Here is a 15,890-nt window from a genome sequence, read left to right as displayed (position 1 = left end):
ATCTATTGTTACACACGCAGATAAGATGCAGATAGAAATAATTTTGAATTCTCTAGCGCTTACTAATTATTAATTGTCAATTATAGCCTTTCTCAGAAAGATGAGGTACAATAATAGCAGTGTGTAAACCAGTTAAAAATATTGGACGATGTAACTTGACTGAACGCAAACTAAGAGTGCTTTTGCTAATTCTTGATAATTAGTAGTCTTGATAGAACGGAGAATGATTTTAAGTTTTGACCACAGATTTTCAATGGGTGAAAAATCTGGTGAATAAGGTGATAAGTATATTAATCTTGCCCCTTTTTTTTCGATAACTTTTTTCACTTCTTCTCCCAAGTGAATGGGACAATTATCCATCACTACACAAGCCCCTTTCCAGAGTTTTGGCACAAGTTTCCTGATCATAAAAGCTTCAAATGTAATTGCATCAGTTCCGCCTATTAAATTAACCGATGTCAAAATTTCCTTGACTGACATCGCTCCAATTATTGAGACATTTTTGCCACGTTTAGTTGGTTTTGGCCCCTAGGCTCTTTGACCTTTTAAAGCTCTGGCATATAACCTAACCCTTGCCAAATTAACTCCCGATTCGTCAATGAATATTAAGTCTTTTAAACTAATCTCTTTAATTTTTTCCCAGAACTCACACCGTAGGAGTTGAACTCGGTCGGTGCCTTTGCCTGAAGGGAACAGAGTTTTTTACAGGCGGTAATATCTAAGAGTTTTATCATTCTTGCTATTGTTGCTCTACTAACGGAAAATCCAATTTTCTCATAAAGTAAATAACGAAGTTCTTCAAGAGTTGCATCATTGTTTACTTCAATCAATTGAGCCAATATGAGTAGTTGCTCTGCATTCAGTTTACCTTTGACTCCACATCGGTCAGTTCTCGGAGTAATGTTTTTTGTTTCACGATATTGTATAAGCAATTTTTGTACAAAACTCAGGGCTACAGAAAAGCGCTTAGCTATTGCTTTTTGTGAAATCGGTTCAGTATGATAAGTATCAAGGATTTTTTGCCTAAAATCAATCGAATAAGCTTTCATTTTTAACAATATATGAAGAGGAGTACAAATTTACTTTTTGTGAGTCAAGCAGAGCGTGCTGTCAAAAAAATGCTCTTATGTATGCTATCGCAAGCGAGGCTTTACTGAGCCATGTAATTATAGTTCGTTTGATCTGATATTCTCTGCTTTATCCTCCTGAGTGAGGGTCAGTAACATTATACCTCATCTTTCCGAGAAAGGCTATACGTTATGCAGCAAATAGAACATTATCGCGGCAGTCTTCTCGGCTTAGCAGTTGGCGATGCTCTCGGAACAACTTTAGAGTTTTGTCGCCCTGGAACGTTTGCGCCTATTAACGATATGGTTGGCGGCGGCCCGTTTCGACTGCAACCGGGCGAGTGGACGGACGATACTTCGATGGCACTTTGTTTGGCTGAAAGTTTGATTGAGAAAGAAGGTTTCGATCCAGTCCATCAGTTAGAAACATATTTGCGGTGGAAGCGAGAGGGACATTTGAGCAGCACTGGTGAATGTTTTGATATTGGCAATACGGTTCAACAAGCACTTTGGAAGTTTGAAGATACAAGAAAACCTTACTGCGGTTCTACCGATGCTGGGACTGCTGGAAATGGTTCGATTATGCGCTTGGCTCCCGTGCCTTTGTTGTATGCTACAAATCCTTTGGAAGTCATAGAAAAATCTGGCGAAAGTTCGAGAACTACTCACGCTGCTGCTACTTGTGTGGATGCTTGCCGTTATTTTGGTGCTTTAATTGCGGGGGCTGTGAATGGAGTTGCTAAAGATGTGTTGCTTTCGGAAAGATATTGTCCGATTTCGGGATATTGGGCAGAAAATCCCCTGGTAGCAGAGATTGATGAGATTGCGGCGGGTTCTTTTAAACGGCGACAACCTCCTGAAATCAAAGGTACTGGTTATGTTGTCAAGTCTTTGGAGGCGGCACTGTGGGCGTTTTACAACAGTTCTTCTTTTGCTGAAGGCTGTTTGTTGGCTGTGAATTTGGGCGACGACGCGGATACCACTGGTGCGGTTTACGGACAGTTGGCGGGGGCTTTTTACGGAGAATCTGGTATACCGGAAAAATGGCGATCGCAATTGGCGTATCTCCCTTTAATTGAAGCTTTGGCCGAACAACTCTGGACTTTATCTCGATCGAGTTGAATATTTACCACAGTTTGCCACTGCATGACAACAGAGTAATCGGTCATCGGTAATTGTCAACCGCTAAAGTGCCACTAATGATTACTGACTAATAACTGCAAAACTTCTTGACTTTTGCAGCAAATTGTGTGTAGCTGATGTACTCCCCATCTTTCTAAAAAAAAGATTAATTTACAAATCTTAATTTTTGATTAAATTTAGTATTATAATCTTGGTAACTTCCAACTAAGTATTTTTTCTCACTATCATGATAGCGGATCAATTTCCTTGGCTGACCGCAATTGTCATCCTACCCCTCCTAGCTTCCCTCGCCATCCCTTTTCTGCCCGATACAGACGGCAAAACAGTGCGCTGGTATGCCCTAGGCGTAGGCATTGCAGATTTTGTATTAATGTGCTGGGTGTTTTGGACTCATTACGATCCAAGCATCTCTAGTTTCCAAATCGTAGAACAATATTCCTGGATACCTTCTTTAGGTCTCAACTGGTCTGTTTCCGTTGACGGACTGTCAGTTCCGCTGGTACTGTTGGCGGGATTGGTGACGACTCTATCTATTTTTGCTGCCTGGGAAGTCGATCGCAAGCCACGACTCTTTTATTTCCTGATGCTGGTGATGTACTCCGCACAAATAGGAGTTTTCGTCGCCCAAGACATCATGCTGCTGTTCATTGTCTGGGAACTAGAATTAATTCCGGTATACCTGCTAATCTCGATTTGGGGCGGACAAAACCGCCGCTACGCAGCTACCAAATTCTTGATTTACACCGCAGGCGCTTCCATCTTTATTTTGATAGCTGCCTTAGCAATGGCATTCTACGGCGGAGGCACCCCCACCTTCGACATGGTAGAACTAGGCTTGAAGGACTACCCACTGGGTTTAGAATTACTGCTTTATGCGGGATTGTTAATTGCCTTCGGTGTGAAACTGGCGATTTTCCCCTTCCACACTTGGCTACCTGATGCCCACGGTGAAGCATCTTCTCCCGTGTCGATGATTCTGGCCGGCGTATTGCTGAAAATGGGCGGATACGGACTGATTCGTCTGAATTTGGAACTTCTTCCCCAAGCACACGTTTACTTTGCACCGATTATGGCGGTGCTCGGCGTGGTCAACATTATCTACGGCGCGCTGAATTCCTTCGGCCAATCGAACATGAAGCGCCGCCTAGCGAATTCGTCGATTTCTCACATGGGATTCGTGTTGTTGGGTATTGCTTCCTTCACGGATTTGGGAATCAACGGGGCGCTGTTGCAAATGATTTCCCACGGTTTAATCGCCTCAGTATTGTTTTTCCTGGCTGGCGTTACTTACGATCGCACCCATACAATGATCATGGACGAGATGGGCGAGATTGGGAAAGCCATGCCGAAAGTGTTTGCCTTGTTTACCGCAGGCGCCATGGCATCCTTGGCACTCCCCGGAATGAGCGGTTTTGCTAGCGAATTGTCAGTGTTTGTGGGCGTCGCCACTAGCGATATGTACAGCGGTTCTTTCCGCGCGGTGACAGTGTTCCTGGCTGCTGTGGGACTGATTTTGACGCCGATTTATTTGCTCTCGATGCTGCGACAGTTATTTTACAACTGTGGGACACTAGCGGCTTGCGACCTTGAGGATCTAAATTTGCAGAATCAGAGAAACAATCTGGATGAAGCGGTTTGTTTTGGTAATAGTTGCGTTTTGCCTGGTGATGCACCGTTTATTGATGCTAAACCTCGGGAAGTGGCGATCGCATTTTGCTTTTTGATACCGATTGTCGGCATTGGTTTTTATCCCAACATGGCGATGCAAGTCTACGATGCCAAGACTGTCGCAGTCAACGCAGAAGTCCGCCAATCTTACATCCAAATTGCTCAACAAAATCCTCGGATTTATGCGAATCAACTTTTGGTTCCCAAGATTGCCCAAGCTCAAAAATCGCCTGCTTTGGACAAAATTACACGGTCTGAATCTGCATCGGTTTTTGGCATTGTCAAATAATTTTATCGAACTCTGTTTGTGTTGAAAATTGGGCGATCGCTTTTGTCAAAGGGCGATCGCTTTTTTGTTATCGCTGAATTTCTGAAATAATCTGCGCCAGATTCTCCCTAGCATATCCCACCTCAAGAATGGATTTATCCTCCAGCTCAGAGGCAACTTTATTCAAGATATTTAGCGGTTCTTCAGAGCCTGTCGTTTTCACAAACAACACTTGCAACCGAGTTTTTACTAATGCTAAAATAGAGCGACTTCCCTCGCCTTTATCCCCTTTCCGTTTAGCAATATTGATGCTCAATTTGTGAGTTTTCAACAGCCCCATTCTTTCTATTCCTTGCGTCTTAACCGTCTCCAAAACCTCCGCTCGAATCTGATCGACTAATCGGTCGGTCACATATTGCACGATCAAAGGCTGAAGAATAAAAACAGTTTCCCCGCCCTCACTAATTTTGTCAATCAGCGAGCGACGACCCAGAGAATCGAGATTTTTCAGCAAATCTGAAAGCGATGAATTGACCAACATCTGCTCTCGTAAAGTCGCCAGGGAAATCGGGATTTGAGCAATAGCAATCCAGTTGGCAATCTCTTGTTCTGAACTCGACATTCTATCGAACTGCTGCGCCAGCAAATTGCTGATATGTTCTTCAATAAATAACGCCGTTGCTTCCAAAAGCTTTAAAACATTTCCCTCGAAAAACTCGTTAATTGTTGTCGCTACAATCTTTAATGCTAACAGATTGCCTCCGTACCGGGATAACAAGATTTTCAACTCTTGATCTTGAGCCGACAAACCTTTTTCTTGAAAAATTCCCCGCGCTATTTCCGAGGAAATAGCAGGTTTTAAAGACCGCACTTTTTCTCCCGCCAGCAAAGCCAGTTCCGTAGGCTCTTCCGAACTAACTAGCAGTAAACAGCTATTATGATTGACCTCACAGAGCCGCACAATTAAATCTCGATATCCTTCGTAGCCTTCGCGGTAGTGTCCCGCTAATTCTTCGGGTCGGAGAACCGCTTCAAAATCGTCTAAAATTACCAGACAGCGGTGTTTTCGCAAATACTCGACCAAACGCGAAATTTTGCTGTTGAGGTCGATCCTCTTCGAGGGTTCCGCTAACGGCACATCGGGTTTTTGTTGGTTAGAAAAAAGTTGAATTAAGCTCCCTAGGAAGTCGGATGGTGCGGGTGTCGATCGCAGCGATCGCCAAATCACAAAATCAAACTCATTCTGTACCTGTTTTGCCAACTGCACCGACAGAGTTGTTTTGCCGCTACCAGCCAAACCAAGCAGCGCTATTAGGCGACAATTATCTGATACAATCCACTGCTTTAAAGTAGTTAATTCTTCAGTCCGTCCGTAAAAAACCGAAACATCCGGTGCTTGACCCCAATCTTCCTGTCGGTGTCCAATCGCCATCTTCAATAGAGAGCCTTTACCTCCACTAAAATCGCTCGTTCCCTGATCGATGTGGTATGAAAACAGCAACTGATGCCTCAATTCCGAAAGCTTTCCAGGGCCGTTCCCCCCGATCTGAAACTTTTTGTAAACTTCGCCAAGTCTTTTGCGAACGGCGATGTCGCTAATGCCAAGCTTTGTGGCGATCGTCGCTGTAGATTGACCGTCGAGAGCCATAAACACAGTTTCTAACTCGGCATCTGTGACACCGCGCTGTTTGGCGATCGTTTGCACAAAGTTTTGAGGAATCGGAGTAGTCAAGGTAGGAATCTCGTCTATACTAAAAATCTATCTTCTATTATATTGTGTGAGTTCTCGCGGGCGAGCAATTGAATCGAATCTACCAAAGTTCAGCTTGCTTTTTGTTGTTTGGGCAGTTTTAGATATTTATACCCAATTATCTATTGTGATATCAGTTTAAAAAAATGCAACTCTAGGCCCATACTCCAAACCAATACACAATCAGTCATTCCCAATTCTTTAATTCTTTAATCTAAGATGGTATGAGAAACGGGGAGTTAATCTGCATTAATTGTTGCTATTTCCTACCCGTAAAACCTATTGTAGAGTGGAGGCGCGGCGCTTAATTTATGGCCCCAAACCATAAATCTCCAACCGCACCACAACCGACGGCGAACCAAAAACCGGGTAAATTTACAATTTTTGAAAGCAGCGCTGTATCAGCCAAAATTTGTCGCACTAGCGCGGTATTCTTGAGCCGAAAGCAGCCGCCAACTCCCATCGCCCAGAAGTTCCAAAACCTGCTGGTGATATTTCACTAAACTCAATCGGTGGCCGACACTCACAAACGTAGTTTTAGTGGCTTGCAACTGCTCGTATAAATGTTGCTCGTTCTTCAAATCCAAAGCACTTGTCGCCTCATCCAAAATAGTGTATCTCGGTTCAGTCAATAACAATCTAGCAAAACCTAAACGTTGCTGTTCTCCCAGTGACAAAATCTCACCCCAATCTAAATCCGCATCAAAACCGCCCAATCTGTCCGGCAAATCGGCTAAGTTTACTGATGCCAAAACGCGGCGCAATTTTTCCTCATCAACCTCGCTGCTGCTGTTGGGATAGAGAAGTTGCGATCGCAAACTACCCAAAATCATATAAGGACGCTGCGGCAAAAACAGCATTTCCTCCAATTCCGGCCGCGCCAAACGGCCGGTTCCCGATTGCCACAAGCCCGCAATTGCCCGCAGCAAAGAACTCTTCCCGGCACCGCTTTGACCGACAATTAACAGTCCTTCACCGGGCGACACGGCTACCGACAAATCTCTAATTAAAGTTTTTTGATGCTGCGGAGTATCTAAAGTAACGTGTTCCAGTGTCAATTGCGAACTTATAACTGTATCGATTGTTCTTAATTCTAGTTTAACAGCACTTTTTTTATCTCTTAAAAACTCATTAAACGTGGCTAAACGATTAATTCCCGCTGCAAATAAACTCAAGCTTTCAATCCTATATACAACCAAAGAAAAGGCTTCTGAAACCTGACGAAAAGCAAATTCAGCTTGAGTAATATCGCCGTATCTGATCTCACCTGCAAAGTAGATAGAAGCCAGGAATAAGGAGGGAATAATATAAGTTGCATATCTATAGCCAACTCTAAAATATCCCAAATTACGCTGCCAACCAATTAGTAAATGAAAATTCCTAACTGCTTTTAAAAATCGGTGTTTCACCTGAACAGATTCCTGTGCTTCTCCTCGGTAAAAAGCAATTAATTCTGCATTGTCCCGAATGTGAACCAATCCATAGCGAAAGTCAGCCTCTTTGGAGAGCTGATTGAAGTTCAAAAATATCAACCTTTTGCCAAAAATTACCATAACTGTCGTGCCAAAGACAGCATAAATAATTAGTCCGATCGAAAGACCTTTGGAAATAGACCACAGAATGCCTGTAAAAGAAATAATATCGATCACTGCCCCCAATATCAGCAGCAAAAACTCTAAACTTGTGCTAGTGAAAGATTTGATATCTTCAGCAATCCGCTGGTCGGGATTGTCGATTTCCTTCTGAGAATTGATTTCGTAATAAGCGCGGTTTTGAAAATAACTACCCAGGAAACTCTCACTCATCCACTCTCGCCAGTACAATCCCAGTTTATCTTGGGTATAGCCGTAAATAACAACTATCGGGGTACCGATAATAAAAACTCCAGCATAAACCCACATAAACCGCCAAAAAGTAATCTGATCTTTTTCAGCCAGTGCTGTCGTGAAAAAATTACTAATATAGCTAATCACTACGTTAATTCCGCTAACACACAGTGACAAAAATAGCAGCAGAGCTAACATTACCCACTGCTTCCAGCGCGGTATCAACTTGCTTCTGAAAAAGACAAAAGTAGCCAGCGGGAGAATTAACATTAAACCAATGATCGCAATTATCGGTGAGTAGATAATTCCTTTTATCAAAGTAGCTAAGCCAGCCGCAACCCCGTTAAAAGCCTCTGGAAATAAAACTTGAGTACCCAAACATACAGCGCTGACGAACACAAACATCGCAGCGAAGAGAAATATCAACAACAGCGCTACTAATCCTAAAAAGATTCTGCTACCCCCAGGCTCTAAAGGATAAAAGTAAGGTTGAGCGATCGCAATAAATCTCTGCCACAACTGACGGTCAAATCGATTCATCTTTGCTGTTTACAAAACTACTTTGACTTTTTTAACATATCAAGTCTTGTGACAAACCGCAGCAGTAATTTATTTCGGAGTTTCGCGAAAAAATTTGTCTCACCCCCAGGCGGAAACTTGTTTTCCGAGTGCACTGGTGGAGAGAAAAAAGTTGGGATCTTAGTTCAAGCTCTTAGATTCATCTGTGGAGTCAATCCTTTAATCTCAAATCTAAAATCTCAAATCGATGGGATCAGAAGCAGTGGCGCTTTCGCCGGACAACGCCGACTGCAATTTACTGCTGTAAAATCGCTGGCTAATTCCTAAAATTACTTGTTTCATTACCCAATACAAAACAGCAATTACTACAAAAGTTACAGCCATTACTAAAACCGGACGCTTACCTATCAAATCGTTCATTACTGTGTTAACTAGCGCATCGGGGTTAGTAAGAATATCCCAAGTGTTGAAGCGGATAAATCGCCCTAAATAAATTCCGATCGCCGAAAGTGCGTGTATAGTTATCTCTGTTGCCAGGATAAATTTACTCCAACCCTGTTGCTTCAAATAGTAACCCAAATTCATCACCGACAGCACGTAAGCCCCAAACCCGACCAGCATAAACGCCAGATACTGCGGGATCAAAGCTAGAGTCACAGTCCATACCGAGTTCCCCTCTTTAATCTGCTCAATCAGGTGAATGATATCAGTTAAAACGTAGGGCGCATTGGGCAAAAATGCGATAAACCAGAAAAAACCGCCCCACCAGCGGAGAGAGCGAACTCCGCGCTGCCGCAGTACCCAGATGTCTAAAGCCATCAGTGCCAGCGTAATCGCGATCGCGCCCAAAAGGTAAGTTTTTCCTACATCTTGCACAATGTGCTTCAGATAGTTAAAAACATGGCGCGTACTGGGCAAAAAAGTAGCGCCCAGGAGAATGCCCGTACCCCACAGCAGCCAGCGCGATCGAGGTTTGCGGAACAGCCAAAAACTCAGGCCCAGCGGTACTAAACTCAAAAACAAATTCCAAGACATCCAACGGACATTGTGTCCCATTGCTTGCAGCGCTTCCAGGATTAATCCCATCATGTCAATTTTTATACAATTAAAGGTTTGATGCAGCACCGCTGCCTTAGCAGCTTCAGTCTATTTTAGTAGTTAACTTGTAGGGTGCGTCAGCTTATCGCTCCGCGCCTGAAAATTAAGAATTGCTAACCCCCCCTACCACTGTGGAGTCAATCTCTAATCTAAAATTTCAGATCGAGTGACGCACCATACTATTTATACACTTGGTGGATCGGAATCTCAATCTTAAAAGTTGTTCCGCATCCTATGGACGAAATACACTCAATCTTACCCTTGTGCTTTTCCACCACAATTGAGTGCGCGATAGACATTCCCAACCCCGTACCTTTCCCTACAGCTTTGGTAGTAAAAAACGGGTTAAAAATTCGATCGACTATCCCCTCGGGAATGCCCGTACCGTTGTCCGAAATTTCTACCCTAACAGTGTTCTGGGGGGTTACACCCGTGGAAATAGCAATCCGTCCACTCTTTGTCTCTGATTGTGGAACTGATAACTGTTGATATCGTTCTTCAATAGCATCAATTCCATTAGCAATAATATTCATAAACACCTGATTCAGTTGGCTGGCATAGCACTCCACCAGTGGCAGTTTTCCAAACTCCTTAATTACTTCAATTTCCGGGCGGCTGTCCCGACTCTTCAAGCGGTGCTGCAAAATTAACAAAGTGCTTTCAATTCCCACGTGAATATCGACCGGCTTCATTGCGGATTCATCCAGCCGGGAGAAATTTCTGAGGGACAACACAATTTGCCGGATGCGCTCGGTTCCTACCTGCATTGAACCCACAAGTTTTCTTAAATCGTCAGCCATGAAGTCCAAATCAATCTCTTGAATGCGATCGACAATTTTTGAATTGGGTTCGGGATACTCCTGTTCGTAAAGAGTCACCAAATCCAGCAACTGTTTTGTATACTGGTTGAGATAATCAATGTTAGCGTGAATGAAGTTAACGGGATTATTAATCTCGTGAGCGATGCCTGCAACTAATTGCCCTAAAGAAGACATTTTTTCAGTTTGGATGAGCTGAGTTTGAGTAGAGCGCAATTCCCGCAGCGCTGACTCTAAATCTTGAGCTTTTTCTCTTTCTCGTCCCTCGCTTTGCTGCAGTGCTTCTTCTGCTTGCTTGCGAGTCGTAATATCCTGGCAAAATCCAATTATTACCTTAGCCTGACCGTCAGCATTCCTGCTAAAAACACTATCCCGACTTTGCAGCCACAAAAATTCACCCTTTATTGCCCGCATCCGGTACTCAATTTCTCTAATTTCGCCATCTTCAACTCCTACAAAGCTCGCGTGATGTTGTATAATTTTCGGCAAATCTTCGGGGTGTATTAACTGAGGCATCAGTGACGAATCCATCGCTTTAATGTCGTCAGATGTATAGCCCAAAAGTCCGAAAAGTGAAGTATTAGCGTAGATATTTCGCTGTTCTTCCAAGTCGTAGAGATACAAAATACCGGGAGTACCATCGGCTATTTTTTGAATGAACTGCTGGCTTTCTTGCAAAGCTAACTCAGCTTGTTTGCGATCGGTAACATCAACGACGATGCCGTCCCAAAGAATATCGCAGTTTTTTTTAGCTTCAGGACGCGAATTTATCTGAAACCAACGAATGTTGCCGGAAGGTAGCACCATCCGTCCTTCCCACTGCCAAGGTTGCAGATTTAGGGCTGAAATAGCAACAGAGTCTTCATAATTTTGGCGGTCTTCGGGATGAATCAAATCTGTTACCAAAGCTGCATTTTTCAGAACATCTTCTGGTTCTAACTCAAAAAGTTCTCGGCAAGCAGCACTTATGTAAGGAAAACTGAAAGAGCCATCTGGACACAACAAAAATTGATAAATGATTCCCGGCACATTAGCAGAGAGCTTTTGGAATCTTGCCTCGCTTTCCCGCAGTGCTTCCTCTGCTTGTTTGCGCTCCGTAATGTCAGTAATTGAACCAACCATGCGGACTGCTTTTCCAGATGCGTCCCACAAAGCTTGTCCCCGGCTCAATATCCATTTGTAGGTGCTGTTGTAGCACCACAAGCGGTATTCGGTGATGTAATGCGGCGTTTTTCTCTGCAAGTGTTCTTGAAGGAGTTGCTGAGAAATCGCTAAATCATCTGGATGTAAACTCCTATTCCATTTGTTATTGTAATCGCGAATGTCACTATCTTCGTAACCAGTGATTTCCTTAAAGCGCTCGGAGACAAAAAGTTCCCCTGTTTGCAAGTTCCAGTCCCAAATGCCGTCATTGTTGCCTTTGAGTGCTAACTGCCAGCGTTCTTCAGTTTGCATCAATTGCTCAGTTCTATCTTTGACTCTATTTTCTAGTTCTTGATTGAGTTGTTGGAGACTGTCTTCTGCCTGTTTGCGTTCGATCGCAATTCCTGCTAAGTTTACGATCGCCTCTATCAATTGCAGCTCAAAAATATGGGGGTGGCGCGGTTGGGAATAATACATTCCAAAAGTTCCCAAAACTTGACCCTGAGATGAGAAAATAGGAGTAGACAAGCAAGCTCTCAGTCCAAAACTCAAGGCTAAATCTCGAAAATTTTTCCACAAAGGATCGCTGGCAATATCTGTAACGATCACCTGTTTGCGACTAAAAGCAGCAGTGCCACAGGAACCGACATCCGGGCCGATGGCTATGCCATGAATAGCAGCATTGTAACTGTCGGGCAAACTGGGCGCGGCTCCGTGCAGCAAATGTTTGCCGTCTGGAGCTAGAAGCAATATCGAACCGATGACATCTCTAGATTGCTGCTCGATAATTTTAACTAAAGTATTTAAAGTCTCGCCAAGAGTTGCGCCCTTAGCAATCATTTCTAAAATTTGTTTCTGACCGGTCAACCAACTTTCAGCTTGCTTGCGCTGCGTAATGTCGCGGGCTATCCAAATAAAAGTGTTTTCCTGCATTGGAGAAATGTTAGCGACAAACCAAACTTCTTGGTGGTCTATTTGCAAGCTGTATTCTATGGAATGGGTCTGTTTTGTGTCGGCGGTAAATTGAATTTGACTGAGGAAAAAATCTGCTGTTTCTTGTGGCAGGATATCGTGCAGAGTTTTGTCTATAAGTTCCGCCGACGGTTTGTATAAAAGTTCGGGATTTGTGGGCGCAATTTTCAGATAACGTCCCTCAAGATCAATCACAAAAATTACGTCGTTCATGGCAGCGAACAAAGCTCGAAGTTCCGATTCAGAAGCTTGGAGGGCGATTTCAGCTTGTTTGCGATCGCTAATATCCGTCCCGATACAAAGCAGTCCTGCCACATTTCCCTTGGCATCTAGTAAAGGTTTATTTGTCCACGCTATCCACACCCTTTCTCCATTGCTGCGGATGTTTTCGTTTTCGTTTTGGAAGTATTTTTCCGGCTGTGCCAAACAGTCTCGAATCTTTGTCGCGAGGTCACTTTCAAATAAATCTGTTTTCGGTATAATTGTGCCGATCGCACTTTTGCCGATGATTTCTGCTTCTGAATACCCGAAAAAAGTTTCAGCAAACTCGTTAAAAAAAGTAATTTTGCCTTCACTGTCTAACTGCACAATTATGCTCTTAGCATTCTCAACCAATTGTCGGTACTTAGCTTCGCTTGCCTGCAGCTTCACAGGGCCATACACCCAGCTAAACGCCACGACCCCGCTGAAAACAGCCAGCAAGCCGCCTCCAAAGATCAGCCACCCCCGAAACGGCGAATTCGCAGGCCATCCTCCCGCCGGAATTGCTGCCAACTGCCAGGAACCGTGCGGCAAAGTCACTTCCTGCAGCACGGGATTGTGCTGAAAAATTGACCCGTCACCGAAAAACACAGGGCCGGCTGCTCCCTTCCCGTCTTTGCCCCGCAGAGCGTATTGCAGCTTCGCTGAGGAGTCGTTGAGTCCTGCTTCCTCAATCAGGGAATTTTTGTCGATGATCAAACCTGTCAAGCCCCAGTAAACTCCTGTTTCAGGCTCAGCGCCCGAAGGTGTGAGAAAAATCGGCGATCGGCTGATAAACGTCTCGTCCCCCTCCAATAATTTCACGGGCCCGGCTAGCAAAGTTTTTCTGGTGTAGATAACCTCTTTGACCATTTGCCGCTGTGCGGGTAGCGCCGTCAAGTCAACCCCGATCAGCGCTTCATTTCCCTCCCGTGGGTAAATGTAAGCGATCGTCGTGCCTTTAACTAAAGTTATGGCGCGAATGCCCGGTTGCTGTGCCACCAGAATTCTCGCCGTCGCTGTAAACTCGGCTTCAGTGATGTTTGGGTTGTTGGAAAGGTAAGCCCCCAAACCCCGCGTCAAAAACACGCGGGAATTCAAAGCGCCTTCGAGCTTAGAACGGACTGTGCTGAGGCGCTCGAGGGTGCTAGCGCGGTTGTAGTGAAAAAATCGCCGCTGTTCTGAGCGATCTAAAATGCCAACTCCGACCAAAATTGCTATTGATGCCGAAATTGCTGCTAAATACGGTGAAATTTGGAATTTTTTCACCTTAAAGTATTCCATTTGCCGGCGGTTAAGGTATATTTTTTAGAGCTTTAGATAGATTTAGTTTAGTTTGATTTCTCTAAGCCAATGCCAGATTTTCGGCATACCGGGCTTTTCACAAGCGAGCGCGAGTTTCTTGTGTTCTAGGACGCCCGCCGAGCGTCGGCGATCGCCAAGCCTCTCATCATCAATTCTATGGAAAAAGTTTTAAATCTCAAATCGACTGACCGAAAGTAATGTGGTCATAAGCCCCCGGATTCATTCCTTCGCAGGCTCAGGACGGATCAATCTCAAATCTCAAATCTCAAATCGACTGACTCCCCCTTAATCGGGTAGGGCGCGCCATGCTCCCGCACCACAGCGGTGGGGGAAGGCGCACCCGAAAGACGGGAGTTATTAGCTAAAATAGGTTTAGCAATAATTTTTTTCAGCGCTACGGCTAATCATTTATAGGGGCAATTTGATGCAAGAACAGTTGATGGAAGCGATCGCACCTTACCGCGATCGCGTGGATTATCTGGAAGTTCGCCTCGAACAAAGCGAGTCAACTGCGATTAGTTTTCGCGGTCCTCAGTTAGATGCTGTCAACCGCAGTTTTAGTCTCGCCGGTGGCATCCGCGCCTGTCACAAAGGCGGCTGGAGTTTTGTAACTTTTAACGGTTTAGATGAGTTAAAAGACCGCATTGAAGAAGCTGTAGTGCAGTCTCGTTTGGTTGGCAGCGAAAAAACTCAACTAGCAGATGTCACCCCGATTCAAGATTATGTAGCGGTGGAATTGGGCCGCGACCCGCGCTCTATTACTCTAGCCGAAAAGCGGAAATTGCTCGAATCTTACAATCAGTTGCTGTTAGATTATGACCCGCGAATTCAGACGACAATGGCAGGTTACAGCGACAGATTTGGGATTACTTATTTTGTGAATTCTCAAGGTACTTGCATCGCTCAAGAGCGCTTGGACGTGACCGGCCGTTTCGGAGCGATCGCTCGCGGCGAGGGCGGTGTCGTCCGCCAAGGGTTTGAGTCGATTCACTCGCGATCGGATTACGATGTTTTGACAAATATTGAAGATCGTGTTAAGAGTGCGGCCGTTCGAGCTGTGGGGCAACTAGAGGCAAAATCGGTGAAAGGCGGTCAGTATCCGGTGATTTTAGACCCTTATTTGTCGGGGGTGTTTATTCACGAAGCTTTCGGTCATTTGTCGGAAGCAGACGGCATTTACGAAAACCCGAAAATGCAGGAATTGTTGACTTTGGGCAAGCCTGTGGCGATCGAACAATTGAATGTAATAGACGACGCAACTGTGCCGGGATTGCCGGGAACGTTGAAATACGACGACGAAGGCGTGCCGGCTCAGTGCAAGCATTTAATTAAAAATGGAGTTTTAGCGGCTCGAATGCACAATCGCGAGACTGCGGGCAAAATGGGCGAAAGTCCGACGGGAAATGCCCGGGCTCTGAGTGCTACTTTTATGCCTTTGGTGCGGATGACTAATACTGCGATCGAGTCTGGGGAAAATTCTTTTGACGAAATGGTTGCCGACATTGACGAAGGAGTTTATGCAGTCCGGATGTTGGGAGGACAAACCAACGGCGAAATGTTTACCTTTGCGGCGGCTCAAGGGTTCATGATTCGCGACGGCAAATTAGCCGAACCGGTGAGCGATGTCACTTTAAGCGGCAATGTATTTCAGACTTTAAAGGATATTGAGTCTATAGGAAACGACTCGGTTTATGCCTACGGCGGTTGCGGTAAAAATGGCCAGAGTGGTTTGCCCGTAAGCGTCGGTGGCCCCCATCTGCGGATTAAAAATGTTGTAGTCGGAGGAAGGTAATCATTAGTGATTAGTTATTAGTTCAAGAGTTACGCAACTGGTTAAGGTGAGGGCGCCCTCACCTTAACCAGTCCGGGACACTGACAAGTTGACAAACCACTCAAAATCTACTATTGAGGGCTTCAGCTAGGTCGTTCGGTGTTTGGGGGACTTCAGAAATTACAGAGAAATTGGGGAAGTGCGATCGGGATTATAGACTTTACCACAATACTCCGGACAGTTTTTAAGCAGCCAAAGTACCATAAGACAAGACTGAAGGAAGGTTAGGGTGATTTAAAATC

The 15,890-nt window shown here is 44.7% G+C and carries 7 protein-coding genes and 1 pseudogene; 3 read left to right on the top strand and 5 right to left on the bottom strand.

Annotation, left to right across the window (positions count from 1 at the left end):
- Positions 1 to 92: 92 nt before the first annotated feature.
- Positions 93 to 1,049: pseudogene (locus tag QUB25_RS25200) on the bottom strand (IS630 family transposase).
- A gap of 210 nt (positions 1,050 to 1,259) precedes the next feature.
- On the opposite strand from QUB25_RS25200, the gene QUB25_RS25195 reads away from it, so the two are divergent.
- Complete coding sequence (locus QUB25_RS25195) at positions 1,260 to 2,189, top strand: ADP-ribosylglycohydrolase family protein (RefSeq protein ID WP_333187372.1); 930 nt, start codon at positions 1,260 to 1,262, stop codon at positions 2,187 to 2,189.
- A 247-nt stretch (positions 2,190 to 2,436) separates the two neighbouring features.
- A complete protein-coding gene (locus QUB25_RS25190) occupies positions 2,437 to 4,167 on the top strand; it encodes an NAD(P)H-quinone oxidoreductase subunit 4 (RefSeq protein ID WP_333187369.1) in 1,731 nt (576 codons plus the stop codon).
- Positions 4,168 to 4,234: 67 nt separating this feature from the next.
- Here QUB25_RS25190 and QUB25_RS25185 read toward each other — a convergent pair whose 3' ends face one another.
- From QUB25_RS25185 to QUB25_RS25170, 4 genes are all read right to left on the bottom strand, one after another.
- On the bottom strand, positions 4,235 to 5,878 hold the full coding sequence (locus tag QUB25_RS25185; RefSeq protein WP_333187367.1) for an NB-ARC domain-containing protein: 1,644 nt from the start codon (positions 5,876 to 5,878) through the stop codon (positions 4,235 to 4,237).
- Between the two features lie 419 nt (positions 5,879 to 6,297).
- Positions 6,298 to 8,262 (bottom strand): ABC transporter ATP-binding protein/permease, encoded by a 1,965-nt coding sequence (locus tag QUB25_RS25180; RefSeq protein ID WP_333187364.1) that lies wholly within the window; start codon positions 8,260 to 8,262, stop codon positions 6,298 to 6,300.
- Positions 8,263 to 8,472: 210 nt separating this feature from the next.
- Complete coding sequence (locus tag QUB25_RS25175; RefSeq protein WP_333141213.1) at positions 8,473 to 9,330, bottom strand: DUF1361 domain-containing protein; 858 nt, start codon at positions 9,328 to 9,330, stop codon at positions 8,473 to 8,475.
- Positions 9,331 to 9,518: 188 nt separating this feature from the next.
- Positions 9,519 to 13,781, bottom strand: a complete 4,263-nt coding sequence (locus QUB25_RS25170; RefSeq protein ID WP_333187361.1) for a PAS domain S-box protein — start codon at positions 13,779 to 13,781, stop codon at positions 9,519 to 9,521.
- 460 nt (positions 13,782 to 14,241) lie between these two features.
- Here QUB25_RS25170 and QUB25_RS25165 point away from each other — a divergent pair, with 460 nt between their 5' ends.
- Positions 14,242 to 15,609, top strand: a complete 1,368-nt coding sequence (locus tag QUB25_RS25165; protein WP_333187358.1) for a TldD/PmbA family protein — start codon at positions 14,242 to 14,244, stop codon at positions 15,607 to 15,609.
- Positions 15,610 to 15,890 lie beyond the last annotated feature (281 nt).

Origin of the sequence: Microcoleus sp. B3-D7, from assembly GCF_036705305.1 — a bacterium.
Taxonomy (GTDB): Bacteria; Cyanobacteriota; Cyanobacteriia; order Cyanobacteriales; family Microcoleaceae; genus Microcoleus.
The sequence above is the reverse complement of the archived record's forward strand: the minus strand, read 5'-3'. Positions and strand labels throughout refer to the sequence as shown.

What these genes read in the sequence shown, in the direction of transcription:
- QUB25_RS25195 (WP_333187372.1), top strand. Translation starts at nt 1,260, where the DNA reads ATGCAGCAAATAGAACATTATCGCGGCAGTCTTCTCGGCTTAGCAGTT.
- QUB25_RS25190 (WP_333187369.1), top strand. Translation starts at nt 2,437, where the DNA reads ATGATAGCGGATCAATTTCCTTGGCTGACCGCAATTGTCATCCTACCC.
- QUB25_RS25180 (WP_333187364.1), bottom strand. Translation starts at nt 8,262, where the DNA reads ATGAATCGATTTGACCGTCAGTTGTGGCAGAGATTTATTGCGATCGCT.
- QUB25_RS25175 (WP_333141213.1), bottom strand. Translation starts at nt 9,330, where the DNA reads ATGATGGGATTAATCCTGGAAGCGCTGCAAGCAATGGGACACAATGTC.
- QUB25_RS25165 (WP_333187358.1), top strand. Translation starts at nt 14,242, where the DNA reads ATGCAAGAACAGTTGATGGAAGCGATCGCACCTTACCGCGATCGCGTG.